At 34.9% G+C, this 25,464-nt stretch carries 26 protein-coding genes; 16 read left to right on the forward strand and 10 right to left on the reverse strand.

Annotation, left to right across the window (positions count from 1 at the left end):
• Positions 1-18 precede the first annotated feature (18 nt).
• Positions 19-921 (reverse strand): FecR family protein, encoded by a 903-nt coding sequence (locus U6A24_RS16860; protein WP_324181172.1) that lies wholly within the window; start codon positions 919-921, stop codon positions 19-21.
• Between the two features lie 56 nt (positions 922-977).
• Entirely contained in the window at positions 978-1,490 is a 513-nt protein-coding gene (locus U6A24_RS16865) for an RNA polymerase sigma factor (RefSeq protein WP_324181173.1), read from the reverse strand.
• A gap of 75 nt (positions 1,491-1,565) precedes the next feature.
• On the opposite strand from U6A24_RS16865, the gene U6A24_RS16870 reads away from it, so the two are divergent.
• The 7 genes from U6A24_RS16870 to U6A24_RS16900 all read left to right on the forward strand — a co-directional run bounded on the left by U6A24_RS16870 (position 1,566) and on the right by U6A24_RS16900 (position 8,013).
• Positions 1,566-3,134, forward strand: coding sequence for a 7TM domain-containing protein (locus tag U6A24_RS16870; protein ID WP_324181174.1), 1,569 nt, complete (start codon positions 1,566-1,568; stop codon positions 3,132-3,134).
• A 53-nt stretch (positions 3,135-3,187) separates the two neighbouring features.
• Entirely contained in the window at positions 3,188-4,045 is an 858-nt protein-coding gene (locus U6A24_RS16875; RefSeq protein WP_324181175.1) for a sugar-transfer associated ATP-grasp domain-containing protein, read from the forward strand.
• A 28-nt stretch (positions 4,046-4,073) separates the two neighbouring features.
• Positions 4,074-5,204: a hypothetical protein gene (locus U6A24_RS16880; protein WP_324181176.1), complete on the forward strand. Its 1,131-nt coding sequence runs from the start codon at positions 4,074-4,076 to the stop codon at positions 5,202-5,204.
• Between the two features lie 237 nt (positions 5,205-5,441).
• Entirely contained in the window at positions 5,442-5,798 is a 357-nt protein-coding gene (locus U6A24_RS16885) for a hypothetical protein (RefSeq protein ID WP_324181177.1), read from the forward strand.
• A 55-nt stretch (positions 5,799-5,853) separates the two neighbouring features.
• Entirely contained in the window at positions 5,854-6,555 is a 702-nt protein-coding gene (locus U6A24_RS16890; protein WP_324181178.1) for a ceramidase domain-containing protein, read from the forward strand.
• Between the two features lie 37 nt (positions 6,556-6,592).
• Entirely contained in the window at positions 6,593-7,612 is a 1,020-nt protein-coding gene (gene pheS, locus U6A24_RS16895) for a phenylalanine--tRNA ligase subunit alpha (protein ID WP_324181179.1), read from the forward strand.
• A gap of 5 nt (positions 7,613-7,617) precedes the next feature.
• Positions 7,618-8,013, forward strand: a complete 396-nt coding sequence (locus U6A24_RS16900; RefSeq protein ID WP_324181180.1) for a hypothetical protein — start codon at positions 7,618-7,620, stop codon at positions 8,011-8,013.
• A gap of 12 nt (positions 8,014-8,025) precedes the next feature.
• On the opposite strand, the gene U6A24_RS16905 is transcribed toward U6A24_RS16900, so the two are convergent.
• From U6A24_RS16905 to U6A24_RS16915, 3 genes are all read right to left on the reverse strand, one after another.
• On the reverse strand, positions 8,026-8,448 hold the full coding sequence (locus U6A24_RS16905; RefSeq protein WP_324181181.1) for a hypothetical protein: 423 nt from the start codon (positions 8,446-8,448) through the stop codon (positions 8,026-8,028).
• A gap of 148 nt (positions 8,449-8,596) precedes the next feature.
• Complete coding sequence (locus U6A24_RS16910; RefSeq protein ID WP_324181182.1) at positions 8,597-10,078, reverse strand: M56 family metallopeptidase; 1,482 nt, start codon at positions 10,076-10,078, stop codon at positions 8,597-8,599.
• On the reverse strand, positions 10,075-10,437 hold the full coding sequence (locus U6A24_RS16915; protein WP_324181183.1) for a BlaI/MecI/CopY family transcriptional regulator: 363 nt from the start codon (positions 10,435-10,437) through the stop codon (positions 10,075-10,077). The genes U6A24_RS16910 and U6A24_RS16915 overlap by 4 nt, the downstream gene beginning before the upstream one ends.
• A 380-nt stretch (positions 10,438-10,817) precedes the next feature.
• On the opposite strand from U6A24_RS16915, the gene U6A24_RS16920 reads away from it, so the two are divergent.
• Positions 10,818-11,294: a hypothetical protein gene (locus U6A24_RS16920; protein WP_324181184.1), complete on the forward strand. Its 477-nt coding sequence runs from the start codon at positions 10,818-10,820 to the stop codon at positions 11,292-11,294.
• A gap of 508 nt (positions 11,295-11,802) precedes the next feature.
• Here U6A24_RS16920 and trpS read toward each other — a convergent pair.
• Positions 11,803-12,771: a tryptophan--tRNA ligase gene (gene trpS / locus U6A24_RS16925; protein ID WP_324181185.1), complete on the reverse strand. Its 969-nt coding sequence runs from the start codon at positions 12,769-12,771 to the stop codon at positions 11,803-11,805.
• A 75-nt stretch (positions 12,772-12,846) separates the two neighbouring features.
• Here trpS and U6A24_RS16930 point away from each other — a divergent pair, with 75 nt between their 5' ends.
• Entirely contained in the window at positions 12,847-13,584 is a 738-nt protein-coding gene (locus U6A24_RS16930) for a lysophospholipid acyltransferase family protein (RefSeq protein ID WP_324181186.1), read from the forward strand.
• A 108-nt stretch (positions 13,585-13,692) separates the two neighbouring features.
• Here U6A24_RS16930 and U6A24_RS16935 read toward each other — a convergent pair whose 3' ends face one another.
• The 4 genes from U6A24_RS16935 to recA all read right to left on the reverse strand — a co-directional run bounded on the left by U6A24_RS16935 (position 13,693) and on the right by recA (position 17,415).
• Positions 13,693-15,267 (reverse strand): outer membrane beta-barrel protein, encoded by a 1,575-nt coding sequence (locus U6A24_RS16935; protein WP_324181187.1) that lies wholly within the window; start codon positions 15,265-15,267, stop codon positions 13,693-13,695.
• Entirely contained in the window at positions 15,264-15,812 is a 549-nt protein-coding gene (locus tag U6A24_RS16940; RefSeq protein WP_324181188.1) for an RNA polymerase sigma factor, read from the reverse strand. The genes U6A24_RS16935 and U6A24_RS16940 overlap by 4 nt, the downstream gene beginning before the upstream one ends.
• 25 nt (positions 15,813-15,837) lie before the next feature.
• Positions 15,838-16,269 carry a hypothetical protein gene (locus tag U6A24_RS16945; protein ID WP_324181189.1) on the reverse strand — a complete coding sequence of 144 codons (432 nt, stop codon included), beginning with the start codon at positions 16,267-16,269 and terminating at the stop codon, positions 15,838-15,840.
• A 138-nt stretch (positions 16,270-16,407) separates the two neighbouring features.
• On the reverse strand, positions 16,408-17,415 hold the full coding sequence (gene recA, locus U6A24_RS16950) for a recombinase RecA (protein WP_324181410.1): 1,008 nt from the start codon (positions 17,413-17,415) through the stop codon (positions 16,408-16,410).
• Between the two features lie 480 nt (positions 17,416-17,895).
• Between recA and trhO the strand changes: the two genes are divergently transcribed.
• The 7 genes from trhO (at position 17,896) to U6A24_RS16985 (ending at position 25,076) form a co-directional block, all read left to right on the forward strand.
• Positions 17,896-18,927, forward strand: coding sequence for an oxygen-dependent tRNA uridine(34) hydroxylase TrhO (gene trhO / locus U6A24_RS16955; RefSeq protein ID WP_324181190.1), 1,032 nt, complete (start codon positions 17,896-17,898; stop codon positions 18,925-18,927).
• A 161-nt stretch (positions 18,928-19,088) separates the two neighbouring features.
• On the forward strand, positions 19,089-20,372 hold the full coding sequence (locus U6A24_RS16960) for a PSP1 domain-containing protein (RefSeq protein ID WP_324181191.1): 1,284 nt from the start codon (positions 19,089-19,091) through the stop codon (positions 20,370-20,372).
• Positions 20,359-20,850 (forward strand): gliding motility lipoprotein GldH, encoded by a 492-nt coding sequence (locus tag U6A24_RS16965; protein ID WP_324181192.1) that lies wholly within the window; start codon positions 20,359-20,361, stop codon positions 20,848-20,850. Before U6A24_RS16960 ends, U6A24_RS16965 begins: the two co-directional genes overlap by 14 nt.
• A 4-nt stretch (positions 20,851-20,854) precedes the next feature.
• Positions 20,855-23,203 carry a penicillin-binding protein 1A gene (locus U6A24_RS16970; protein ID WP_324181193.1) on the forward strand — a complete coding sequence of 783 codons (2,349 nt, stop codon included), beginning with the start codon at positions 20,855-20,857 and terminating at the stop codon, positions 23,201-23,203.
• Between the two features lie 101 nt (positions 23,204-23,304).
• Entirely contained in the window at positions 23,305-24,006 is a 702-nt protein-coding gene (locus U6A24_RS16975) for a CoA transferase subunit A (RefSeq protein WP_324181194.1), read from the forward strand.
• Positions 24,007-24,037: 31 nt separating this feature from the next.
• Positions 24,038-24,379, forward strand: a complete 342-nt coding sequence (locus U6A24_RS16980) for a four helix bundle protein (RefSeq protein WP_324181195.1) — start codon at positions 24,038-24,040, stop codon at positions 24,377-24,379.
• Positions 24,380-24,419: 40 nt separating this feature from the next.
• Positions 24,420-25,076 (forward strand): CoA transferase subunit B, encoded by a 657-nt coding sequence (locus tag U6A24_RS16985; RefSeq protein ID WP_324181196.1) that lies wholly within the window; start codon positions 24,420-24,422, stop codon positions 25,074-25,076.
• Positions 25,077-25,464 lie beyond the last annotated feature (388 nt).

The raw sequence follows: 25,464 nt of genomic DNA on the forward strand, positions 1-25,464 counted from the left end.
TATATTATTACTATAAGCTTATTGGGCCGAAAGTGTGACTTTTTTCCCGTTTACAATATATTCAATTCCCATGGGAACCAATACCGACTCCAAGGCAATCTTAAGATTTTTATAATTAAATCCACCTGAAAAAAGTTGGTTTTGATCTATAGCGCCTCTGTTGAAAGTAATGTTGTACTGTCGTTCTAATTCGTCGAGAACGATTCCCAACGGTTCACTTACGAATAGACTTTCTCCCGACATCCATAGTGGTGATGTAGTGGTAATTTTTTCTGGGATGAGGTTCTTATCCTTTAAAAATACGGCATCTCCTTTTTCTAGTATTTCTTGTTGATCTTCAATAGATGACACCCGTACTTTTCCTTCATAACAGCCAACGCGAAACTCATCTTTTCTGTTTCTTACATTAAATTGAGTGCCAAGCACTTCAATTTCTCCCTTTTTGGTGTTAACCATAAACTTATCTCCTGTGGTTACTTTAAAAAATGCTTCCCCTTCAAGATCTACTTTTCTCCTGCTGGACCAGAAGAACCGTTTATAAGATAGCGAAGAAGCAGCATTTAAATCTACAGAACTTCCGTCGGGCAGGACAATAGCGAGTTGTTCTCCTGGATTGGTGGTGTATGATATTTCATTAAAGAAAAGCCCAATGATTACGGCAATAGATGCCGCCGCCGAAATAGCATATAAAATTGGCTTGAGCTTAATCACTTTCCTCTTTTTTGGTTGATCAAGCTTTTCTAAAGTAGTTTTTAACGAATCTTCAAGTTCAAAGGAAGGAGCATTAAAAAACTCTAATCCTTCAACGATCTTTTTGTAATCATCATATTCAGGAAGCTTTTTAAGCTCTTCAAGATCTTTTGGGTCAAGATCATCGTTTAACCACTTGGCTAAATATGTATTTTCATTATCTGAAAGCATATTTCTATCTTCATATCAAATCAATAACAGGTCAACATTAAAATACCCTACCTCGATCAGATATTTTTTACTAGTTTTCTTAATTGTTTTAAAGCATTGTGCATTCTTTTTTCGACTGCTTTTACCGATATGCCTAGCATTTCAGCTATTTCATTATAAGTTTTTTTGTCAATCCGATTTAGCAAAAAAACTTCTCGTTGTCCTTCGGGAAGTTCGGCAATTGCTGTTTGAAGTTTATTCATAAACTCCTTTTCTTCCATAACAAAATCAGGCGACTCAATATTTTTATTGCTGCGTGGTATTTTTGAATATTCTAACCTCACTTTTTGTTTGGCAACCTGATTTAGAAATAAGTTATTGGCAACGGTGCATAAAAAACCTTTAGCTTTTTCAAAAATTACTTTTTTGCAATTATCCCAAAGCTTAATAAATGCTTCCTGCATAACATCTTCAGCCTGATCTTTATCACCACATTTATAATAAATAAGATTTCTTACAGCCTCTGCATGTGTTTCGAATAGTTGAGTAAAAACTGGTTGTTCACAAACAGATTTTGAGGATTGCTGCATAAAAAAGAAAATATTTTTTGATTTCTGGTAGGGTGAATTTGTTTTCACCTGTTATTAATCCAAAAATAACGGATTATGAACTCTCAAACAAATCTTAAAATTGTATTGGTATTAATTACTATAGTCGCACTTTTTTCAATAGGATTCAAGATACAACCTATTCTTGAAAACTATGACGACTTCAATCCTAACACAGTTTTTAAAGTAAACTATAATTACTTTTTCAAATCTGCTGATAGAAATACTACTGTAAAAAGTTTTATCCCTAAAACTAATGTAAGACAGCGCATTTCTGAGCAAAAAAGTATAAGCGATAGCACATTGTTTTTTACCAAGGAGATTTCTGAAAATGGTAATGTAAAGGGAATTTGGAGTACAAAACATAAAAATGCATACCATACACTTAACTATGAGTTTGTTTTTGAGGGTAAAGAACAGACATATATCGTTCCCAGAGATTTTGGTGAAGTCTCTAATAAACACAAAAAATACCTGAAACCCACCGAAAACATACAATCGAGTGATGAACTTGTAAGCAATTTGGCAACCGTGTTAAAACAAAATACAAGTAATGATCGAGAAATCATAAACAAAATATACGATCACGTAAAAGCCATACCCTCTGCACCAATAATTACCCTAACCGATGCAGTAACCACTATTCACCAAAATAGAGCGTCTTGTAATGGTAAAAGTCGCTTGTTTGTTGCTTTGGCCAGAAATTTAGGATATGCTGCAAGAGTAAAGGGAGGGATTATCTTAGAAGACACCAATAAAAGAACATCACATGTATGGGCCGAGGTGTTAATTAATGAAATATGGGTTCCTTTTGATGCGCTCAATGATCATTTTGCATACTTACCAGCAAATTATCTTGAAATTTATAAAGGAGATGAGTTTCTTATTACTCATACTCCAGGAATTCAGTTTGATTATGCCTATCAAATCGATCAGGTAAATCATATTTCCTTTTTAAAAATGAATGCTGAAGAAATACGAGAGCTATCCAATATTTCTCTTTGGAGCATTGTAGAAAAAGGTGTGATGCCTCAAAATGCCCTTAATCTATTATTATTACTACCAATTGGGGGGCTACTTGTGGCTTTTCTCAGGAATGTTGTAGGAGTCAAAACTTTTGGTGTATTCCTTCCTGTTTTGATTGCATTTTCTTTAATGCATACAGGTTTCGTTTCGGGAACAATATTGTTTGTAGTATTAATATTATTGGTTGGATTAATATCCTACCCTTTTGATAAAATAGGTCTACTCTACACCCCAAAACTGGTGATCTCTTTAAGTATCATGGTAGGTCTTATGATTGTAGCAACGGTTGTTGGAATACAATATAATATCGCCTGGTTAACGACCCTAACCTTTTTCCCCACGATTATACTCACCATAGCGGCCGAACGATTTTCTAGAGCAACCGTAGAGGATGGTTATAAAATGGCAATAGATAAATTATTTCAAACCTTGTTGGCGACTTCGGTTTGTTATGGGTTATTGTCCTGGTCATGGTTACCATCAATTCTTATCATTTTTCCAGAATGCATCCTACTCATTATAGCTGTTGCAATGTTATTAGGAAGATACATAGGAATTCGATGGACAGAGTTTTATCGTTTCAGACCCCTTTTTGCATAAGTATCAATCAAATAATAATAATTATGATCCCTATGTTTTCAAGAATTTTAGAGATGAAATCTCGAAAGGAATCAAATGTGGTTGGTTTAAACGAAAGAAATGTCAACCTGATTTACCCCAATAACGACAAGAAGCATTACCCCTTGGCAGATGATAAAGTGCTTACCAAAGAAATCTTGCATCAATATGATATTCCATGTGCAGAGACCTATGCCATTGTAGAATACAATAGTGACATCAAAAAAGTTTGGGAAAACTGCAAACAATATAAGGCATTGGCCATAAAACCCGCTAGAGGTAGTGGGGGTGGAGGTATTAAAATCATCAAAAAAGACCGAGAAGGAAATTGGATAAGTAGCGGCAAAGTGATCGAAGAGCGTCAAATTTTTCAGCATATGGCTGCGATTATAATGGGTTTTTTCTCACTGGGTTCTCACGATAGAGTGTTAATTGAAGAATGTATAGAGCCAGATCCTTTTTTTAATAGAATATATCCGGCAGGGGTTCCCGATTTTAGAATAATTACACTAGATCAAACTCCTTTAATGGGAATGCTTAGAATGCCGACAGATCGATCAGATGGCAAAGCGAATCTTCATCAAAATGGAGTAGGCATTGGAGTCGATATGAAAAGGGGAACATTAACACAAGTCTACGACAGGAAGCAATATTATGATTATCATCCCGATAGCAAGTTTGTTGTAAGAGGTGTACCCATTCCGTATTGGAAAGAAATCCTTAAAATATCTATCGATACCGCCAAGGCATTTCCTCTCAATTATCTAGGAATCGATATTGTGATCGATAAAAATAAGGGTCCACAAATCATGGAAATTAATGTGCGCCCTGGGTTGGGGATTCAACTCGTAAATAAGCAAGGATTAAAAGAAGCAATTCAAAACAAAGAATAAAAAAAGAAGACCGAACAAAATTATGAAAATGAAAAATATAGTAATTGGATTTACAACAGTATTAACTGTAGGCATCGCATTCTCGCAAAACAAAAGTTCCTTTGATGTTGAAACACAAACGGGTTATGAGTATAACTATTTTAAAAGCCCAAAAGTAATACGAACTGATGGGATAATACTCACCGAAGAGGATTTGATTTCCAGCAGTATGTATCAGGATATCGATGTTACATATAGGTTTCGTACCAAATGGGAGAAGAAAAACAGGTTCCGATTATTCTTAAATCCTTTTTCAAGAATATTCTATGAAAATGTTGACGATAGTTACTGGAGTCTTAATGCAATCGCCAAATATGATCATAAATTTGGCAGGAGTTTTTCGTTTTTATCCGAGCTTAGATTTAAACGAATGAACAGAGAAGGGTTAGGAGGGGATCAGGATGTGTTAATCAATCCGCTTGGATATACGAACTATGGAGCGACCGCAGGATTTCAGTTTGTTCCTTTCGAAAGTAACAAATCCACCATCGTAGGGTTTTACAATTTCAAAGATTTTGACGCTTTTGGAGTGCGAGATCTTCAGTTCGATGAATTTGGAGTGCAATTTTCGAGTATTCAGGCATTCGATGTTAGTAATCTGGAACATAAGATCGGGCTAAATGGCTACTTTAAAAAACGGCTGTATGACACCTTTAATGCAAGTGAAATAGATACCGATGGAGAACGGGATTGGGATTATATAAAAGGAACGCTATTTTATGAGTTGCCCTTTAGTAAACAATTCAAGATAAGACCCAATTTTACGTACTATAAAAGGATAGATAACTCTACAAATCGTTCTGGGTTTAGTCAGTTTGGTCCTGGTACTAGTATTTCTTTTAAAAATAAAACCACCAAAATACGTTCTACCATTTCTTTTATTACCAGAAACTATAAAGCAATTGAAGCCAGAGATACAGAAGAAGTGATTGGGGAAAAACTTAAATATGAATATGCAAATTTTCAGCTAAATGGATCTCAAAGTATTGGTAATGGTTTTTCTGTTACAGCGACCGTATATTCCAGAATCAGAAGTACCAATTATACAGATATAGATGCCCGCTCCTTTAGAAATTATAGAAACCAATATGCAGGAGTAGGTCTCTTATGGGAGTTTTAGTTTTTTTGTTTCTCAATCGGGTTATTTTTTTGCAATTAAGCGTTACTTTTGTAGCGCTTAACTTTTTATCAAAATCCGTCAATTCGAGTGTTTAGATTTTTAATCGAAATGTATCGAGAATAGGATTTTGATACCCTAAAAAGCTATTCTCGATACGTTTTATTTACATTTTATTGCGATAAAACACTAGAATTGACGCTTTTTAGTGTCATAAATTATAACAGACTAATAAACAAGATGGCCAGAGATGAAAAATTAAAAGAGCGTTGGGAGAGCCTGGTTCAAAAACTGTCTAGTCAGTTTGCAGAGGGTGAAGATCTGGATCTTGATGCAATTATATACCTTATAGGAGTACAAGAATTAGGACAAGTACATCGCAGATTTAAAAAAGATGAGAAATTGGATCTAATGCATATTGCTATTTGCAGACTCCTAGAACCATATGGGTACTATGAATTTGAATATTATGATGATGATGGCTGGCCACATTACAAGATGAAAGAGCAATTACCCAACCTTAAAGCTGGAGAACAGTCGATCTTGATGAAAGAAGCTATTGTTCAGTACTTTTTGGTAAGCAAATACATACAATAAACTCAGGTAAATATCTTTTCAAAACTATTCGCTAACTTTAGTTTAAAAAGAAATTATGCTATTGAATTGCTTTGAAATTTTACAAATTCCAAACGATACTGGGCCAATTTATCGTGAAACGTTGATGAATAGATTACCAGTAGAGCCTTTTAATACTTTTAGCAACCTTATATTTCTATTTATTGTCATTTATTTTTCGATAAGGGTCTATAGAGATTTTAAAACACATGCTTTTTTGGGTTTTTGTTTACCCATTTTGGCAATAGGTTTTGTTGGCGGTACGTTGTTTCATGGCACGCGCAGTCATCAAATATGGTTGTTTATGGATTGGGTACCAATTATGATTTTGTGTATGGCTTCGGTTTTTTACTTCATTTTTAAGGTTTTCCAATCCTGGTGGAAGAGATTATTGGTTATTGTTGCAATTTTTACCGTTTCATTTGCGGTTCGACAGTTGCCTATTCCTCATGTAATTCAAATTTCTCTAGGGTATGTGATCACAGCAATTACAGTTTTGTTACCTATTGTTTTATATTTAATTAAAACCAAAGGAAGACATAAAAAATTAGTGATCTTGGCGGTTATCAACTTTTCTTTGGCAGTAAGTTTTCGAAGTTTAGACAAGTTTTTGGAAACAGATATCCTGTATATGGGCACACATTGGCTTTGGCACTTGTTTGGGGGTATTTCGGTTTTCTACTTAATGCTGTATTTATATCGGGATAATATTCGATTTGAAACGACTTCGATTTACTGAAATTACGTAAATTTGCGGTTCTATTAAGCAAATAGTAATGATTGATAAGATTAAAGAGTATATAGCCGAGGTAGATTCATTTACTGCCAAATCCAAGGAAGAAGTTGAAGCTTTCAGAATTAAGTTCTCTGGAAAAAAAGGACTGATTAACGATTTTTTTGCCGAATTCAGAAATGTAGCCAATGATCAGAAAAAAGAATTCGGACAGGCAATTAATGCTCTTAAGGTAGCTGCCGAAGATAAAGTAAAGTCTTTGAAAGACGAATTAGACTCCAAAGAAGAAGAAAAAGGTAATTATGGGGATCTTACACGTCCGGCAGAACCAGTAGCTTTAGGTTCTCGGCATCCTATCTCTTTGGTGAAAAATCAAATCATCGATATTTTCTCGCGCATAGGATTTAATGTTAGTGAAGGGCCCGAAATTGAAGACGACTGGCATAATTTCACAGCGCTTAATTTGCCAGAATATCACCCGGCTCGTGATATGCAGGATACATTCTTTATTCAAACTGATCCGGATATTTTATTGCGCACGCACACCTCGTCGGTACAAGTGCGCTATATGGAAAATAATAGACCTCCGATTCGTACAATTTCTCCGGGTCGAGTATATCGTAACGAGGCAATTTCAGCTAGATCACATTGTTTCTTTCATCAAGTAGAAGGATTGTACATTGATAAAGATGTCTCTTTTGCAGATTTGAAACAAACATTGCAATATTTTACTACAGAAATGTTTGGTAAGTCCAAGATCAGACTTCGTCCATCTTATTTCCCTTTTACAGAGCCTAGTGCAGAGGTAGATGTATATTGGGGATTGGAAACCGAAACTGATTATAAAATGACCAAAGGAACGGGATGGCTAGAGATTATGGGTTGTGGAATGGTAGATCCAAACGTTTTGAAAAACTGCAATATCGACCCTGAAGAGTATAGTGGCTTTGCCTTTGGTATGGGTATCGATCGTATTGCCCTATTATTGTATGGGATCTCAGATATTCGTATGCTTAGCGAAAACGATGTGCGTTTCTTAGAGCAATTTAAGTCGGCATTATAATTTCTATGAGAAAAGATATTGAAATACCAGTTGTAGAAAACGTCTACGTGGCTGTGGTAAAAGAATGGAACGAAGAGTTTTTGGCCCAAGACTGGAATGCCTATATCATTAATGATCGAAATACTCCAATAGAAATGGTATTGGTGGTGACAAAAGGTTATGATGGCGATCAAAAAACTTCGTTATTAAGACATGGTATAGGAACAATTGCAGCAAAATCATCAGCAAAAATTGAAATGCTTCAGGAAGAGCTATTACAAATGAACAACGAATTTGCAGTTACTTTTTTTGCTGATAATAAATTGTTCGAAAGGAAATATATCTTCAGAAAAAATACCATAAACGAAAAAGCATTTCAGGATTTACCTGTTATGGATCAGCGCGGAATATTGGTCAAATAGTTGATGTGTCTTTCAGTTTTTCGACTCTATATTGTAATCGATAGAATCCAATACATGATTGGGGTCTATAGCATCTAGTATTTTGACAATTAATTTTCCAAATCCGGAAAGCGTACCATCGACTTGATTTTTTCCAAGTACACTGGATATCGTTTCATCTCTATTCCCAAATGTATAACCATCTTTTTTGATCCAAAGTAGGTTTAATAAATGTTGCATGATTACATTACCCAATTGATCTATAGATACTGCAATTTCAAGGAAATAACCTCCTAGTCCTTTTAAAAATCCGGTAAATATTCTGTGAAAGAAACCGTAGATAAAACCAATTGGTGTTGTGGTTATGAAAAGTATAATTGAGATAAGAAAAAGTAAAAGTCCTGTAAAAATGTTGGCTTTTCGTTGTGTTTGAGAATCTTCGTGTGCTGTATCCATGATATATAGTTTTATTATGAAGTAGCCCAAGCCGGCTTGAAAATCATCATGGTATTAGTTCGATGGGATTTATGAAGATAAGCATTCTTTAAAAAAAAGCCGAAAACTATTATAGTTTTCGGCTTTACTATCATTTTTTGAAAATACATTATTGTACTTTATATACGATAGGCAACGAGTACATTACATTTACCACTTTACCTTCTTGTTCACCGGGTGTCATTTGAGGTAATGTTTTAATTACTCTAATGGCTTCATCTTCCAATTCTTTTTTTGGACCTCTGGCTTGTATGTCAACCACATTTCCGGTTTCATTTATTTTGAATCTAACATAGACCCGCTGTGTGCCTTCAAGTCCCTCTACAGCTTTAACATTGAACTCTTTGGCAACATGATTTTGTATGCTTTTTGTAAAACATTTTTTTGCCTCGGTATTGGTAAGACCTTCACAACCTGGATAGCCTGGTACTTTTTCCAAATGGACAAATGGAATTTCGTTTTCCTTAAGTTTTGTGGTAGGTTTATGATGTTTTGTGATTACGTTTATTAAAGCTTCAAAAACTTTTTTCTCCTCTGGTGTAACCCCATTGGTAGAATTTGCATTAGCTTCTAATAGTTTACCAAAAAGTCTTTGATCATCAGTCGAGAACTCACCCTCACTTTCAATTTTTGCGATTAAAGCCTTGGCATCAGTAATAAAAGTGTCTTCAGTCTGGTTTTTTTCTTCTGCAGGAGAATTATTTTCAGTCGAGCAAGAACTATATATAAGCATAGTGGCTATTACAGGCACAAGTAATAAATACTTCAACTGAAAGATTTTTTTTGATTTTGATTTTTGTAACATAACGATTCGATTTTTGATTAATGAATGATTAAAAAATGTATTGATGAATGATATTTTTTCGGTTTGAAAAATCTGTGAAAGTAAATCTTGATAATATTCTTTTTTACTAGTTTCTGCAATAGCCTTGGCATCGGCAATATATTCTTGCAATGTAGCGACTCTGTTTTGATAGATATATACCAAGGGATTAAACCAAAAGATTATTCGTAATATTTCAAAGAATACAAGATCTATAGAATGGTATTGAGAAACATGAGTTTTTTCATGTAACAAAATGTTGGTTCTTTTTTCTTCTGAAAGCAATTCACCCACAAAAACGGTTTTAAAAAAGGTAAATGCCGTATTGGTATTTGGAAGAGAAACAATAGCAAAATCATGTGCATACCTCTTGGTTCCAGCTTTTTTTAAGAGAAGAACCTTATATATTTTATAAAAGAACAAAGCCATACTTAGTACAGCACCAAATAACCAAATAGACTGAATAAGCGTTGAGAGGGTAATAAACTTAAAAAAAGATTCTGATCCACCTATAATAACTTCTGGAAGTAAAATTTCTTGCGAAGCTGCTTTATTTATTAAAATCTCGGGTAGTTCAATCAAGTATTCTTTGGGGATGTTTTGTCGTATTGCCCTAATTTTAATTAAAGGTAAAATAAAACTTAAGAGGGGAGTGGCGACAAGATATACTCGATTTCCGTTAAAGAATGTCTCTTTTTTTAGGAAGAGGTCATATACCAATAAAAAGAGAAGTTGTAGCGCCAGTATTTGTAATATATAGTGTATCATTCTTCTTCGTTATTAATTTTCTTTAAAGCGGCTTCCATTTCTTCAATGCTTATATCATTTTTTTTGATAAAAAAAGAGACCATACTTTTAAAAGAACCTTGAAAATACCCATCAATTAATTTGGTAATACTTTGATTACTGTATTCTTCTCTTTTTACTAGTGGAAAATAGACATGAATACGTCCTTCTTTTCGATAACTTACAAATTGCTTGTCTTCAAGAATCCTTACAATTGTTGATACTGTATTGTAGGCGGGTTTGGGTTCTGAAAATTTTTCTAAAATGGCCAAAACACTTCCCTCTCCTATGTCCCATAGAATTTTCATGATGTCTTCTTCTGCCTTTGTGAGTTGTTTCATAAAAGTGATTAAAAGATTTTCAGAATAGAGTTAATATAAAAACATTGCTAATATAAACTAAATATTTAGTTTGAACTAATAATTTAGTTTGAAATTTTCAAAATTCTACGTTTTCGCAGTATTTATGAGGCATCGTATCGCTTTATCCAAATAATGAAATTAATATGAATTTTCATTTTCAATTTTTTAGGATTTTAGGTTAATACAATATTATTTTTTAAGTTTTTAAGAAAAAATATTACAGACTTATAAATGAGGGGGCAACTCAAAATAGTCGACAAAAAGTATGTTTTTACGTTGAAATACACTTTTTAACGTTAAAAATTTGTTAATAGTAAGATTTTTACAGATTTTTGTAGCTGTAATTGGAAATACGACATATGAGGAAACTTTTACGTGCTTATGCGACACGATGGATCGTGCTGCTATTAATATTTTATTCTTGTGGAAGTAGTGGAGCAAAGGCACCTGAAGTTACTATTACGGGTTCTTGGAAATTAATTCAGGAATATAGTAATGAAGGAGAAGATACGCCATTAAAAGAATTTTTACTCTCTACCTGTGACAAAGAAACAACTTTGGAGATTTTTGATACGGGTAAATTTTTAGAGAAAAGTTATTATGAAAATTCGAGTATGGCAGGAGAATGTGCCAAGGACAGTCAAGATACAAATGGTAAATGGAAGAAGAGTACCAACGGGATGTATCTTTTCATGTACCAAAAGAACAATGCGCTTATGCTAAAAGGAGCTACTGTCACAATTGAAAAAGGGAATTTGGTTGTTAATGCCATTTATAATGATAAAGATTTAGGACCCAAAACACAACTAAGGTTCATTTATGCTAGGGTACAATAAGTGTTAATTGCCCGTATTAAGTATAAAAGCCTGTGCGCAGCACAGGCTTTTTTCGTCTTTACCGGCTGCTACTTACACAATGTGATAATGAGGGGGGCTCAAAAACAAACCGATAAAAACATCTTATATGTCTTCTGACCAAAGTAAAATCCTTTTATGACAGAACAGAATTATGTATTTCTAACTTTTCGGGATCAAGTAACAATCGGATAAACCCGAAAAACAGGTTTATCCTCATGATACTTTTGGTTACTGGAAAGAATTTTTACATCTCTTTCTGCAACGATTGTTTTCCCGTGCGAAAGCTATAAAGAAAATAAATACAAAGGTTACGGGAATCCTCACATACGAATTATTTTATAATAAGTAATAGTATTAAATAGAAGACTGCGCTATAATCAAAAAGAAAAACAGCATATATTTCTTGAGAAGAAAAAATTTTGTCCCTTATCTTGTTTCCAAATCAAATTTGATTGATCTTCTGAAGCGGAATTCTTATAGAATTAAGTTAATACCCAACTTTTTCTCGTACTCTGGTTAGGACTTCGGTGGCAATTTTTGTGGCTTTTTGTGCTCCAATAGCAAGTGCCTCATCAACCTCATTCAGGTTTTCCATATAGTAATTGTATCGTTCACGTTCTTTAGAGAACTTTTCGATAAGCAATTCAAACAGGGCCTGTTTTGCATGTCCGTATCCGTAGTTACCTCCCAGATAATTTTTTCGCATTTCGGCTTCTTGTTCAGGATTTGCAACAAGCTTGTACAGCGCAAATACATTACAAGTATCTGGATCTTTTGGTTCTTCCAAAGGAGTGCTATCGGTTTCGATAGACATAATTTGTTTGCGTAATTTTTTATCAGGCAAAAAGAGGTTGATAATATTACCTTTGGATTTACTCATTTTACCACCGTCGGTTCCCGGCACATACATGGTTTCTTTTTGTACCTGTGCTTCAGGAATCACAAAGAGCTCACCAACTTGTGCATGCATTCTAGATGCGACATCGCGTGTCATTTCCAGATGTTGTAATTGGTCTTTTCCTACAGGTACAATTTCGGCATCATATAATAAGATATCGGCTGCCATAAGCATTGGATAGGTAAACAAACCGGCATTTATATCCTCCAAGCGATCGGCTTTGTCTTTAAATGAGTGTGCCAATGTTAACCTTTGGTAAGGAAAAAAGCAACTTAGATACCAAGACAGCTCGGTTACTTGTGGAATATCACTTTGTCTATAAAAAACTGTTTTTTCTATATCCAGTCCAAAAGCTAGCCAGGTTGCCGCTGTAGAATAGGTGTTCTCTCTTAGCATTTTGGCATCTTTAATCTGGGTAAGCGAATGCATATCTGCAATGAACAAAAATGATTCATTTTCTGGCTTATTTGCCATTTCGATAGCAGGAATGATCGCTCCAAGTAAATTTCCTAGATGCGGAGTTCCGGTACTTTGTACACCTGTTAGAATTCTGGACATAATACGTTACTAAGTTTCGAGCAAAGGTAATTTTTTTGTGCAGATAGGTCAAACCAATTATGTATTTTTGAAGGAATGTTTATCATTAGAAATATATTAATCCTACTTTGGCGAATTTGGTTTTATGTTATTATGGGGGTTCCTATAATAATTATGTTTCCTGTGCTTCTGGTTCTTACTTCAAGGGAGCAGTGGTATCCACAGTTTTTTATAGTGGCTCGCTTTTGGGCAAAAATTGTATTGTATGGTTGTGGTTTTGTACCTAAATTGACCAAGGAAGCTGAGGTAGACCGTAAAAAGAGCTATATGTTTGTTGCGAACCACACTTCGATGACCGATATCATGCTTATGCTCTATTGTGTTAAGAACCCTTTTGTATTTGTTGGAAAAAAAGAACTTGCCAAAATTCCAATTTTTGGATTTTTCTATAAACGAACATGTATACTGGTTGATCGCAGTAGCCAAAAAAGCAGAAAAGAAGTTTTCGATAGGGCACATGCCAGACTTCATCACGGTACAAGTATTTGTATTTTTCCCGAAGGAGGTGTCCCCGACGACGAAACGATTGTTTTAGATACTTTTAAAGATGGCGCTTTTAGACTGGCAATTGATCACCAGATTCCGATTTTACCACTCGTGTTTTTTGATAATAAAAAAAGATTTTCTTATAATTTTTTTAGTGGTGGTCCTGGAAGAATGAGAGCACATATCCTTTCAGAAATCCCAACAGAAGGATTAACCCAAGAAAACAAAAAGGAACTTAAAGGAAGAATATATAATATTATCCTTGAGGCGCTTCAAAAGAGCTCTTAAGCTTAAAAAACTAAAGCCGCTCCTCCCCAGGAACGGCTTTTTTCATCATTGCTAATGTGTGCAATAACTACCTAACCAACTAAAATCTTTATGTCATTTAAACGTATTTTAAAACTTAAAACTCACCCCGGTATATACCCCAAAGTAATAGGGACGAAAGTTCTCGGCATTTCCACTAAACCCATTAAATTGATATTTAAAAATGGGTTCCAAATTGACCTGAAATTGATTTGATAACTTATAATCAACTCCTATGCCAATATTACCTGTAAAGCTTACGTCATTCAAATTAGTGGCTTTTCCTATCGAACTCTCAAAGTCTCCGGCTTCTACCAAAATCTCATTTTCCTGAAGAAATAAAGTACTTACACCACCAATCATATTTACGCCCAGTTTTCGGTTTACCAATGCGTATTTCATTTCAAGAGGCACTTCGATATATCCTATTCTTTGATTTAGCAACCCTTCGTTTTGAACCTGAATAGCATCTCGATTAATATCTAACGCCACAAATTCATTTTGGTTTGACCCAAGGTCTGAAACTAGAATAGCTTCGGCATTTGTGTTATAATCAACACTTTGCAAATTCTGACTCACAATACCTGATGGCGAAAAGCCAACATCTTGTGTACTGTAACTTAAGTCAACTTTACTTACCCCAGATCTAATACTTAATCTCTCATTTAAAGTATATGCAACCTGCACACCATAGCTCAGATTTACTTGTCCGCTCTTATCATTATCGGCAAATTGTGTGTCGATTGGAGATCCGTTTCCAAAAGAGTTATAGTATACCGGAGCGACCGTTGGGGATATATTCCATTTTTTTCCGGCTTTTTCTTCTGCGATAGCGTCTTCTTTATCTATGGCATCAAAAATTGACTTTTTATTTGTGTTTTGGGGTTGGGTATTGGTCTCAGTAGATTCTTCTACTATATTTTTTTGATTTTGTTTATTTGGCGTATCATTTTGGGTGATACTAGTTTGTTGATCATTGTTGTTCTTAACCAATGGTTGCAAAAAGTTTTGTTTTTCTTCTGGGGATATCGTTTCGGGATTGTTTTGAGTAGCAATTTTCGAGTCATTGCTGTTTAATATTTCTATTTCATCCTTTTTTTGATTTGATAGAGCATTTGCATTATCCTTTGTTGTAATAGAATTGTTTGCAAGTCCCCGTTCTTGATTCGTAGTTTTGGGAGTCTCACTAGTGCTAGAATCGGGTTTATCGTCAATTGCCGATGAAACAGCATTTTGGATGTTATCAAATATTTCGGGGATCTTGGTAATGTTAATATGATTGGTTTGATTTTGATTCTTGTGATCTCCAGATGTGGGATCTATAGTTTTGCTTTTATCAGAAGAAATTGTTACCTCTTCTGCTTTTGGTTTATGTAGATCATTGGCAGGCACCAGAATTTCCTCTTCATCTGAAGAAGTCTTATTTTCCAGAACGATTTCTTGTACAGGGTGAGCGTTTCTAGAAAAGTATCCTATTGTAAAAATAATAGTTAGCAAGGCTGCTACACCAGCCACTCTATACCAAAATGGCAATAAGAGGACGCGTTTCTTTTTTTGGTTTTGACGGGCCTTTATTTTTTCCCAAACAGCTTCATTGGGAACAACTTCAAAATCTTTGAATTTCTCCTGAAATAACCTGTCTATATTTTTTTTCTCATTCATCATCGTTGATCAATTGCTCGAACATGAGGTTCTTGCTTATTTTCAAGTTTTGTTTTTAAGATACCTCTGGCTCTGGCCAGATTTGATTTTGATGTTCCAGTAGAGATTTCCAACATTTCAGCAATTTCTTTATGAGAATAACCATCCAAAACATAAAGATTAAAAACCAACCGATATCGATCGGGTAATTGCTGGATAATTTGTAAAAGATAATCCAAAGAGATTTCTTCTTCATTAATCTCTACTTCAACTTCTTCAATTTGCTCTTCATTAACAATGTCAAAAACTTTTTGTTTTCTATATTTCTGCAAGGCAGTATTAATAGTTATTCGTTTTATCCATCCTTCAAAAGAACCTTGGTGCTTATATTGTGTTATTTTTTCAAAAATAGTTATAAATGCATCCTGCAATGTGTCCTCTGCACTAGGGTAATCGTTAGAATATTTTAAGCAAATAGAGAATAATTTGCTACTGTACATTCTATACAATTGCTCTTGCGCAGTGGCATTGTTTTGTTTGCATTTTTTTATGAGTTGATCTAAACCCACTAACCTCAATTTTGATTTAATATTATTAAATTTCTACTTCGACAACAGGTACTTCAATGGTTAAAAATTTATTATTACCTTGATCGTCTCGGCCTTGCCAGAATCTGAAAACATAAGAACTTTCTTGTCCAACGAGAAATGTAAATGATTCTTGAGCAAGACTAGTAACAGATAGATCTTCACAAGTGGTGCCATTGTCTATAACAACATTAATTACAGCAACGGTTCTTTCGTTTCCAAATCCACCATAATCGAATCCCGAAAAGGAATGACAACTAGATGGCCTGAAATAGGAAACTGTTATTTCGACAGTTTCTCCTCTTGTAAATTGATCCGGAATTGTAACTTCTTCAATAGCAACAGCATCATAAAAAAAAGGAGTATTATCGTCATCATTTAGACAACATGATAACATAGCTACTAGAAAAAAAGCTAAAACAATTTTTACTTTTTTCATTTTGTTAGGGTTTGAGGGCAAATGCAATTATCCTATTATATAGATGTAAGAGTATAAATATGGTTGCTTTTAAGGTATAAAAAAATCCCATCTTGATAATTATCAAGATGGGATTTTGGCATTTTAATTAAGAAAATCTTATTCTTTTGCAATCTTAATGGCTTCCTTGATTTTTTCTTCAAGCTCCTCCATTAATTCTGGATTATCGTTAAGAAGATTTTTTACTGCATCTCTTCCTTGACCAAGTTTGGTGTCTTGGTAACTAAACCATGAACCACTTTTCTTAACGATTTCATAGTCAACGCCTATATCTATGATTTCTCCATTTTTTGAGATTCCTTCACCATACATGATATCGAATTCTGCGGTTCTAAATGGAGGTGCAACTTTATTTTTAACCACTTTTACACGTGTTTTGTTACCTTGAACCTCGCTATTACTGTCTTTAATTTGTGTAGAGCGACGAATATCCAAGCGAACCGAAGCATAAAATTTTAAGGCATTACCACCAGTAGTTGTTTCGGGATTTCCAAACATAACTCCGATCTTTTCACGTAATTGGTTAATAAAAATAACCGTACAATTGGTTTTGCTTATAGAGCTTGTTAGTTTACGTAGTGCTTGAGACATCAACCTTGCATGTAACCCCATTTTTGAGTCTCCCATTTCACCTTCAATTTCACTTTTGGGTGTAAGAGCTGCGACAGAGTCGATTACAATAATATCGATAGCGCCAGATCTAATTAAGTTATCTGCAATTTCTAATGCTTGTTCTCCATGATCGGGTTGAGAAATAATTAAATCATCGATATCAACCCCCAGTTTTTCGGCATAAAAACGGTCAAAAGCATGCTCGGCATCAATAAAAGCGGCAATGCCACCTGCTTTTTGAGCTTGAGCAATAGCATGCAATGTTAGTGTAGTTTTACCAGAAGATTCTGGCCCATAAATTTCAATAACTCTACCTTTTGGATATCCTCCCACACCAAGTGCCAAATCTAAACCTAAAGACCCTGTGGGGATCACATCTACTTCTTGTACAGAACTGTCACTCATTTTCATTACAGTTCCTTTTCCGTAGGCTTTATCTAATTTATCTAGGGTAAGTTTTAGTGCTTTTAATTTTGCGTCTTTCTCTGTACTCATTTGTTGTTCAAATATATCTGGATTTGACATTGATATTATTTTTGCTAAAGTACTATTTCTTTTTGTAGATGTTATATAGATTCCAAAATCGTTATTAACAACTCAAAATGCAATCATCATTGTGATTTTTAAAAGTTTATTATTGGTGACGCAACCTTTTCATTTTTCGCGCATCTACAGTAAAAGCAAAAATGAACAAAGAAGCAGATAGGTGAACGATGAAATTTCTTAAAAGAGTAATACAACATCACCATGATGGCTGTACAATTACTAAAATTAGTAACTGTATGGTCGAAGGTGGCTAGCTTCGTTATGGTACTATTTATTAAAATCGTATTAATAACGAATTAGCCAAAAAATGCCTGGATATTGATTTCCAGGCATTTTTTTGTTCAAGATGTACCTATTCTTGCATATTTCATTATGATTCGTACTTTTGCGCAAAATAGTAATTCTTTTAACTTAAAAAATTGGTATAGCATGCAACTGTACAATAAATTAAGTGCAAAAGAAAGAGCTGCTCTTATCGATCAGGCAGGTACCGATCGACTTACGCTTTCTTTCTATCAATATGCACACATAGGAAATCCTGAAATTTTTAGAAACCATCTTTTTATTCATTGGAACGAACTTGGCGTTCTGGGAAGAATTTATGTAGCCAAAGAAGGTATTAATGGACAATTGTCTGTTCCAGCACCAAATTTTTTGGATTTCAAGGAACACTTAGATAGTATTTCTTTTTTAAAAGATGTACGCCTAAACATTGCTAGAGAACAGGACGCCAAGTCATTTTTGAAACTAAAAGTCAAAGTTCGACACAAAATTGTCGCAGATGGACTTAATGATGACACCTTTGATGTAACCAACAAAGGGGTACATGTTGATGCAGAGAAATTTAATAAGCTTATCGAAGATCCAAATACAGTTTTGGTGGACATGCGTAATCATTATGAGAGTGAAATAGGACATTTTAAAGGAGCTGTTACCCCTGATGTAGATACATTTAGAGATTCGTTGGATATCATCGAAGAAGATCTTAAAGAACACAAAGAAGATAAAAAACTAGTGATGTATTGTACGGGTGGTATTCGATGCGAAAAGGCAAGTGCTTATTACAAGCATAAAGGTTTCAAAAATGTATTTCAACTTGAGGGTGGAATTATAGAATATGCCAGGCAAGTTGAAGAAAAAGGACTCGAAAACAAATTTTTAGGTAAAAACTTCGTTTTTGATCATAGAAGGTCAGAACGAATCTCGGGTGATGTGATCGCCAATTGTCATCAATGTGGTGAACCGTGTGATACCCATGTAAATTGTGAGAACGAAGCTTGTCACCTATTATTTATTCAGTGCTCAAAATGTGCCAAGGAAATGGAAAACTGTTGTTCTACAGAATGTATGGAAATCAACAGGCTGCCATATGAAGAGCAAAAAGCACTGCGTAAAGGAAAGGGTAATAGCAATAAAATATTCAAAAAAGGCCGTTCTGAAGCCTTGAAATACAAGAAGTAATACGTAATAGGATAAATATACTGTAGCAGATTATTTTTTTTATGCCTATTTCATAGTATCTTTAACGATTAAGATGTTAGAACCGATGGGATTCTAACTATAGTAAGAACCATATTTGCTGTGAATACTATCGCAGGCAAATTTCAATATAGTAGTAAAATATGGGGTGTAGTAGTTGTTCCTCCGGAAAAGACGGACAACCTAAAGGGTGTAAGAACAACGGTACCTGTGGTACCGATGGTTGTAATAAATTAACAGTTTTTGATTGGCTATCCAATATGTCGCTTCCAAGTGGCGCCACACCTTTTTCTTGTGTTGAAGTAAGATTTAAGAATGGAAGAAAAGGTTTTTTCAAAAATACAGAAAACTTATCTTTAAGTATTGGAGACATAGTAGCTACTGAAGCTTCTCCGGGCCACGATGTTGGAATTATTTCGCTTACCGGCGAGTTGGTCCGCATTCAAATGAAAAAGAAAAAAGTCGAGCTGGATAGTGAAGATATTAAGAAAATCTATAGAAAGGCTTCGCAAAAAGACATCGATATCTGGCAAAAATCAAGAGATAAAGAAGAACCGATGAAGGTTCGTGCTCGTGAGATTGCTATTCGACTTAATCTTGAAATGAAAATCTCTGATATCGAATTCCAGGGAGATGGATCTAAAGCCACATTTTACTATACTGCCGAGGAGAGAGTAGATTTTAGACAACTTATCAAAGAGTTTGCCCACGAGTTTAGCACTCGTATAGAAATGCGTCAGGTTGGTTTCAGACAAGAAGCTGCCAGATTGGGAGGTATTGGTTCTTGCGGCCGTGAATTATGTTGTTCAACATGGCTTACCGATTTTAGATCGGTGAATACTAGTGCTGCTCGGTATCAACAATTATCACTTAATCCTCAAAAATTGGCGGGGCAGTGTGGAAAACTTAAATGCTGTCTAAATTATGAATTAGATGCCTATTTGGATGCTTTAAAAGAGTTTCCAAAGCCGGAAACAAAACTTCAGACCGAAAAAGGAACTGCTGTTTGCCAAAAAATAGATATTTTCAAAGGATACCTTTGGTATGCTTATGAAGGCGAATGGATGAATTGGCACAAAATCTCTACAGAACATGCCAAAGAAATTATTACGGCCAACAATAACGACGAAAAAGTTGTAGGCCTTGAAGAATTTGCTTCAGAATTGCTCGAGGATACTAAAATAGATTTTGAGAACGTTGTAGGACAAGATAGCCTTACACGTTTTGATCAACCAAAGCACAGTAGGAGAAGAAGAAAAAATCGTAACAAAAGAAGAAATGCAAATAAAGGAGGTTCTTCAGAGAAACAAACGGTTGCTTCAAACAAACCAAAAGGAGGAAATTCTGAAAACAGAAACACTGGAAAACCAAAAAAACAACGTAATAAAAGACATCGATCACGCAATAAAAACAATGATAAATCGTAGGTTTATTTTAATCGTCTTTACAGTGATAAGTATCATTGCTTGTGATGACAAACGAGTTTTCGATCAATATAAAACAGTATCTGAAGCCTGGGAAATGGACGAAAAAGTGAGCTTCTCCCTTCCAGAGCTAGATACATTGAAACCCTATAATTTATTTATCAATATTCGCAATAATAATTTGTACCGATATAGTAATTTATTCTTGATTAGTGAAATGAAATTCCCCAATGGTAAAGTTGTAACCGATACTTTAGAGTACAATATGGCCGCGCCAAATGGAGAATGGCTAGGGACCGGTTTTACAGATCTGAAAGAAAACAAATTGTGGTACAAAGAGAACGTAATTTTTGCCGAAAAAGGAATATACACCATAACATTGCAGCATGCGATGCGAAAAAATGGAGAAGTAGGTGGAATATACTCTTTGGAAGGAATTACCGATATTGGATTTAGAATAGAGAATGCTCAAAACCCTTAGAGATATGGCAAAGGCAACACCCAAATCAACAAAAAAGAAAAGAACAAATACAAAGTCAAAGTCTGCTGGAACTAATACCTTGACTTATATAAAAGCATTTTGGATCACATTTGCATCTGGAATTTTCCTGGTGGTTTTATTATTTCTTTTTGCCAGCTGGGGGTTTTATGGAGAAATGCCCAAGTTTGAAGAGTTAGAAAATCCGCAAAATGATTTAGCAACCCAAATTATTTCTTCAGATGGTGTACAAATAGGAACGTTTTTTAAAGAAAACCGTACTCCTGTTTCTTATGATGATCTTCCGCAACATCTGGTAGATGCATTGGTAGCAACTGAAGATGCTAGATATTATGACCATTCTGGTATTGATGCCAGAGGTACTTTGAGAGCTTTTATTTTTTTAGGAAGTAAAGGGGGAGCAAGTACAATTTCTCAACAATTATCAAAGCAATTGTTTACAGGCGGTTCTAAAAATCTATGGGAGCGGATTAAACAGAAGCTAAAAGAATGGGTAATCGCGACACGGTTGGAAAGACAGTACACCAAAAATGAAATTATTACCATGTATCTCAACAAGTATGATTTCCTTAATCAAGCTATTGGGATAAGCTCTGCTTCACGAATTTACTTTGGTAAAAAGCCAAAAGAACTCAAGGTTGAAGAAGCTGCCGTATTGGTTGGGATGCTTAAAAACTCGTCACTTTTTAATCCATTGCGAAGACCAGAAATGGTGCAAAACAGGAGAAATGTCGTGCTTAACCAAATGGAAAAGTATGGTTACCTAACCGAACAAGAAAGAGATAGCCTAAAACAACTGCCGCTTACGCTAGATTATTCACCAGAAGGTCACTCTGATGGAACCGCAACATATTTTAGAGAGTATGTGCGTAGTTGGATGGCCGATTGGGTAAAGAATAATCCTAAAGGAGTAAATGAAGAAGGCGAAACAGAATATTTTGATATCTATAGAGATGGGTTGCGAATTAATGTGACTATAGATTCAAGAATGCAAAAATATGCCGAAGAAGCTACTGCACAGCATATGGCTAATCTTCAAAAAGAGTTTGATAAGCAAGAAGAAAATAATAAAACCAGTCCATTTAGAGATATTACCAAAGACCAACTAAAGGGGATCATTAATAGAAGTATTAAATCTTCTGCAAGGAGAAAAAAGATGTTGTCTCAAGGAAAGAGCGAAAAAGAGATTCTGGCTTCGTTTGATGAAAAAACAGAGATGAAAATCTTCAGTTGGAAAGGAGAAATCGATACCATTATGACTCCAAAAGATTCCATTTTGTATTATAAGAAATTCTTACGATCGGGGTTAATATCGATGGAACCGCAAACAGGTCATGTTAAAGCCTGGGTTGGAGGTGTGAATTATAAACATTTTCAATACGATCATGTATACCAAGGAGCACGTCAGGTAGGATCGACTTTTAAACCCTTTGTATATGCGACAGCTATCGATCAATTAAAGCTTTCACCTTGTGACACCTTACCCGTATCACAGATTACAATCCCAATAGGTTCTCATGGTGTTATAGAGAATGACTGGACACCCAAAAATACAAGTTCAGATTATTCGGGGTATATGAGTCTTAAAGAAGCATTGGCAAAATCGGTGAACACGATTTCTGCTCGCTTAATGGATAAGATTGGACCAGAACCAATTGCTCGTTTGGCTAAGAAAACAGGTGTAAAATCCGATATTCTTGAAGTAGCGTCCATTGCCTTAGGATCGGTCGATTTAAAATTATCTGAAATGGTAGGTGCTTATAGTACTTTTGCAAACCAGGGTATTTATACAAAACCCGTAATGATTACAAGTATCGAAGATAAAAATGGAGCATCGCTATATCAATTTGTTCCAGAAACGCGTGATGTGATCAGTAAAGAAGCGGCATATGTAACTGTAAATTTGATGGAAGGAGTTACACAATCGGGCTCTGGTGTAAGATTGCGTACAGGACCATCCACCAGGTATTCTATAAAGAATGTGGTAACGGGACACCCTTATGGATTTGATAACCCTATTGCAGGAAAAACCGGAACTACGCAAAATCAGAGTGATGGATGGTTTATGGGTATGGTTCCTAATTTGTGTACCGGAGTATGGGTAGGAGGAGATGACAGATCTACTCACTTTAAAGACACAGAATTTGGACAAGGAGCAACTATGGCACTGCCTATCTGGGCACTATATATGAAAAAATGCTATGCAGATAAGACACTAAAAGTCTCCAAAGATGCTTTCAAAGAACCAGAACGATTAACTATCGAAGTTGATTGTGATGAGTTTAAAAAGAAGAATGTTATAGAAGAAAATATCGACGACGAATTCAGTCTTTAAGCTTTGTTTTTTATTCCATTAAATTATTTATAAAACTGCAATATTTCAAACGTTGTAGAACTATTTTTTTAGTACTTTTAGAGTGCTAAAATTAACAACGTATGATTCGTAAAACAGTACCCAATGTTTCTGAAGCTTTATCGGGTATAAAAGATAATATGACCTTGATGCTAGGAGGTTTTGGTCTATGCGGTATTCCCGAAAATGCAATAGCCGAACTTGTAAAATTAAATATTACTGGTCTTACTTGTATATCCAACAATGCCGGGGTAGATGACTTTGGGTTGGGCTTATTACTTCAAAAAAAACAAATTAAAAAAATGATCTCTTCATATGTAGGAGAAAACGATGAGTTCGAACGGCAAATGTTAAGCGGCGAACTGGATGTCGAACTTATTCCGCAAGGAACGCTGGCAGAACGATGTAGAGCCGCGCAAGGAGGTTTTCCTGCGATTTACACCCCAGCAGGTTATGGCACCGAAGTAGCCGAAGGAAAAGAGACCCGGGAGTTTGATGGTAAAATGTATGTGCTTGAACATGCATTCAAAGCAGACTTTGCCTTTGTAAAAGCCTGGAAAGGAGACGAAGCGGGAAATTTAATTTTTAAAGGAACAGCAAGAAACTTCAATCCTTGTATGTGCGGAGCAGCAAAAATAACTGTGGCCGAGGTCGAAGAATTGGTTCCTGCAGGAACATTGGATCCAGATCACATTCATATTCCTGGAATATTTGTACAACGTATTTTTCAAGGGAAGAAATATGAAAAACGCATTGAGCAACGCACAGTAAGGAAAAGACTTTAATTTTTCAATATAGCAATTTACCAATGTAGTAATGAAGAATGTAGTTGTTGAAAAATCTATAGAAGTTGCATTATTAATTATTGAATATTGTGAAGCTTTGGAAAATAGTAAAAAGTTTGTGATAGCAAAACAATTATTAAAATCAGGAACGAGTATAGGAGCGAATATACATGAAGCTCAAAATGCTGAAAGTAAGGCGGATTTTATTCATAAAATTAAGATCGCTACCAAGGAATTAGAGGAAACTAAATATTGGTTAATTCTTTGTGAAAAGTCTAAAAACTACCCTGTCAATTCAGTTTTAAATAATAAAGTAAAAGAGCTGGGGTTGATTTTATATAAAATTTTAAGTACAAGTATCAAATCGAGGTAAATGATACATTGTTAAATTATACATATTGATACATTAAGAAATGTTAGATAAAAACGGAATTGCAAAACGAATTGCAAAAGAACTTAAAGACGGATACTTTGTGAACTTGGGTATTGGCATACCTACTCTAGTGGCTAATTATATCCCCGAGGGTATCGAAGTAGAGTTTCAGAGCGAAAATGGTGTTTTAGGGATGGGACCATTTCCTTTTGAAGGAGAAGAGGATCCCGATATTATTAATGCAGGTAAACAAACTATTACAACATTGCCGGGAGCCTCTTTTTTTGATTCGGCAACTAGTTTTGGGATGATTCGTGGGCAACATGTAGATCTCACCATTTTAGGAGCTATGGAGGTTTCTGAAGAAGGAGATATAGCCAACTGGAAAATTCCAGGAAAGATGGTCAAGGGAATGGGAGGCGCCATGGACCTTGTGGCGAGCGCAGAAAATATTATCGTAGCCATGATGCATACCAATAAAGCAGGAGCATCCAAATTGTTAAAACAATGTTCTCTTCCTCTTACAGGGGTACAATGTGTAAAAAAAATAGTAACCAATTTGGCATTACTCGAAGTTACGGAAAAAGGGTTCAAATTACTTGAAAGAGCACCTGGTGTAAGTGTCGAGGAAATAAAGAATGCGACCGAAGGAAATTTGATTATAGAGGGGAATATTCCCGAGATGGTATTGGATTAAATTTTTATCTAATTCTACGAAGATCTAAACGGATAATAAATAGATCTAAACGGATAATAAATCTGAATTAATTACGTTATTTGTTTTCAAGCCTTTACAAACTCAATTTTGAAAGAAAAATACTACACTTTCAACAGGTTTTGTATTCCCTTAAACCTTTCCTTTAACCTGTAAAAACGGGTAATAATGTTTAAAATGTTAAAATTTTGTGTATTTTGTCGATTTTTAATGTATTTAAACGTCATTATTGAAAATAATTTGCATATTAGTATCCCCTTAGAAAATGATGCCCCTATATACATTGTTTTTTAAGTTTAAAATAAATTATTAACCCACACATATTATCCCTATTATGAAAAAGCGTATGAATCGTCTACAGAAGTCAGTT

Origin of the sequence: Aquimarina gracilis, from assembly GCF_035285365.1 — a bacterium.
GTDB lineage: Bacteria > Bacteroidota > Bacteroidia > Flavobacteriales > Flavobacteriaceae > Aquimarina > Aquimarina gracilis.

Excerpts from the sequence above, each read along its gene's own strand:
- U6A24_RS16960 (WP_324181191.1), top strand. The coding sequence starts at position 19,089 with ATGGGGTGTAGTAGTTGTTCCTCCGGAAAAGACGGACAACCTAAAGGG.
- U6A24_RS16870 (WP_324181174.1), top strand. The coding sequence starts at position 1,566 with ATGAACTCTCAAACAAATCTTAAAATTGTATTGGTATTAATTACTATA.
- U6A24_RS16880 (WP_324181176.1), top strand. The coding sequence starts at position 4,074 with ATGAAAAATATAGTAATTGGATTTACAACAGTATTAACTGTAGGCATC.
- U6A24_RS16975 (WP_324181194.1), top strand. The coding sequence starts at position 23,305 with ATGATTCGTAAAACAGTACCCAATGTTTCTGAAGCTTTATCGGGTATA.
- U6A24_RS16890 (WP_324181178.1), top strand. The coding sequence starts at position 5,854 with ATGCTATTGAATTGCTTTGAAATTTTACAAATTCCAAACGATACTGGG.
- U6A24_RS16905 (WP_324181181.1), bottom strand. The coding sequence starts at position 8,448 with ATGGATACAGCACACGAAGATTCTCAAACACAACGAAAAGCCAACATT.
- trhO (WP_324181190.1), top strand. The coding sequence starts at position 17,896 with ATGCAACTGTACAATAAATTAAGTGCAAAAGAAAGAGCTGCTCTTATC.
- U6A24_RS16985 (WP_324181196.1), top strand. The coding sequence starts at position 24,420 with ATGTTAGATAAAAACGGAATTGCAAAACGAATTGCAAAAGAACTTAAA.
- recA (WP_324181410.1), bottom strand. The coding sequence starts at position 17,415 with ATGAGTACAGAGAAAGACGCAAAATTAAAAGCACTAAAACTTACCCTA.
- trpS (WP_324181185.1), bottom strand. The coding sequence starts at position 12,771 with ATGTCCAGAATTCTAACAGGTGTACAAAGTACCGGAACTCCGCATCTA.
- U6A24_RS16860 (WP_324181172.1), bottom strand. The coding sequence starts at position 921 with ATGCTTTCAGATAATGAAAATACATATTTAGCCAAGTGGTTAAACGAT.
- U6A24_RS16965 (WP_324181192.1), top strand. The coding sequence starts at position 20,359 with ATGATAAATCGTAGGTTTATTTTAATCGTCTTTACAGTGATAAGTATC.
- U6A24_RS16935 (WP_324181187.1), bottom strand. The coding sequence starts at position 15,267 with ATGATGAATGAGAAAAAAAATATAGACAGGTTATTTCAGGAGAAATTC.
- U6A24_RS16915 (WP_324181183.1), bottom strand. The coding sequence starts at position 10,437 with ATGAAACAACTCACAAAGGCAGAAGAAGACATCATGAAAATTCTATGG.
- U6A24_RS16885 (WP_324181177.1), top strand. The coding sequence starts at position 5,442 with ATGGCCAGAGATGAAAAATTAAAAGAGCGTTGGGAGAGCCTGGTTCAA.
- U6A24_RS16920 (WP_324181184.1), top strand. The coding sequence starts at position 10,818 with ATGAGGAAACTTTTACGTGCTTATGCGACACGATGGATCGTGCTGCTA.
- U6A24_RS16930 (WP_324181186.1), top strand. The coding sequence starts at position 12,847 with ATGTTTATCATTAGAAATATATTAATCCTACTTTGGCGAATTTGGTTT.
- U6A24_RS16900 (WP_324181180.1), top strand. The coding sequence starts at position 7,618 with ATGAGAAAAGATATTGAAATACCAGTTGTAGAAAACGTCTACGTGGCT.
- U6A24_RS16865 (WP_324181173.1), bottom strand. The coding sequence starts at position 1,490 with ATGCAGCAATCCTCAAAATCTGTTTGTGAACAACCAGTTTTTACTCAA.
- U6A24_RS16970 (WP_324181193.1), top strand. The coding sequence starts at position 20,855 with ATGGCAAAGGCAACACCCAAATCAACAAAAAAGAAAAGAACAAATACA.
- U6A24_RS16910 (WP_324181182.1), bottom strand. The coding sequence starts at position 10,078 with ATGATACACTATATATTACAAATACTGGCGCTACAACTTCTCTTTTTA.
- U6A24_RS16980 (WP_324181195.1), top strand. The coding sequence starts at position 24,038 with ATGAAGAATGTAGTTGTTGAAAAATCTATAGAAGTTGCATTATTAATT.
- pheS (WP_324181179.1), top strand. The coding sequence starts at position 6,593 with ATGATTGATAAGATTAAAGAGTATATAGCCGAGGTAGATTCATTTACT.
- U6A24_RS16945 (WP_324181189.1), bottom strand. The coding sequence starts at position 16,269 with ATGAAAAAAGTAAAAATTGTTTTAGCTTTTTTTCTAGTAGCTATGTTA.
- U6A24_RS16875 (WP_324181175.1), top strand. The coding sequence starts at position 3,188 with ATGAAATCTCGAAAGGAATCAAATGTGGTTGGTTTAAACGAAAGAAAT.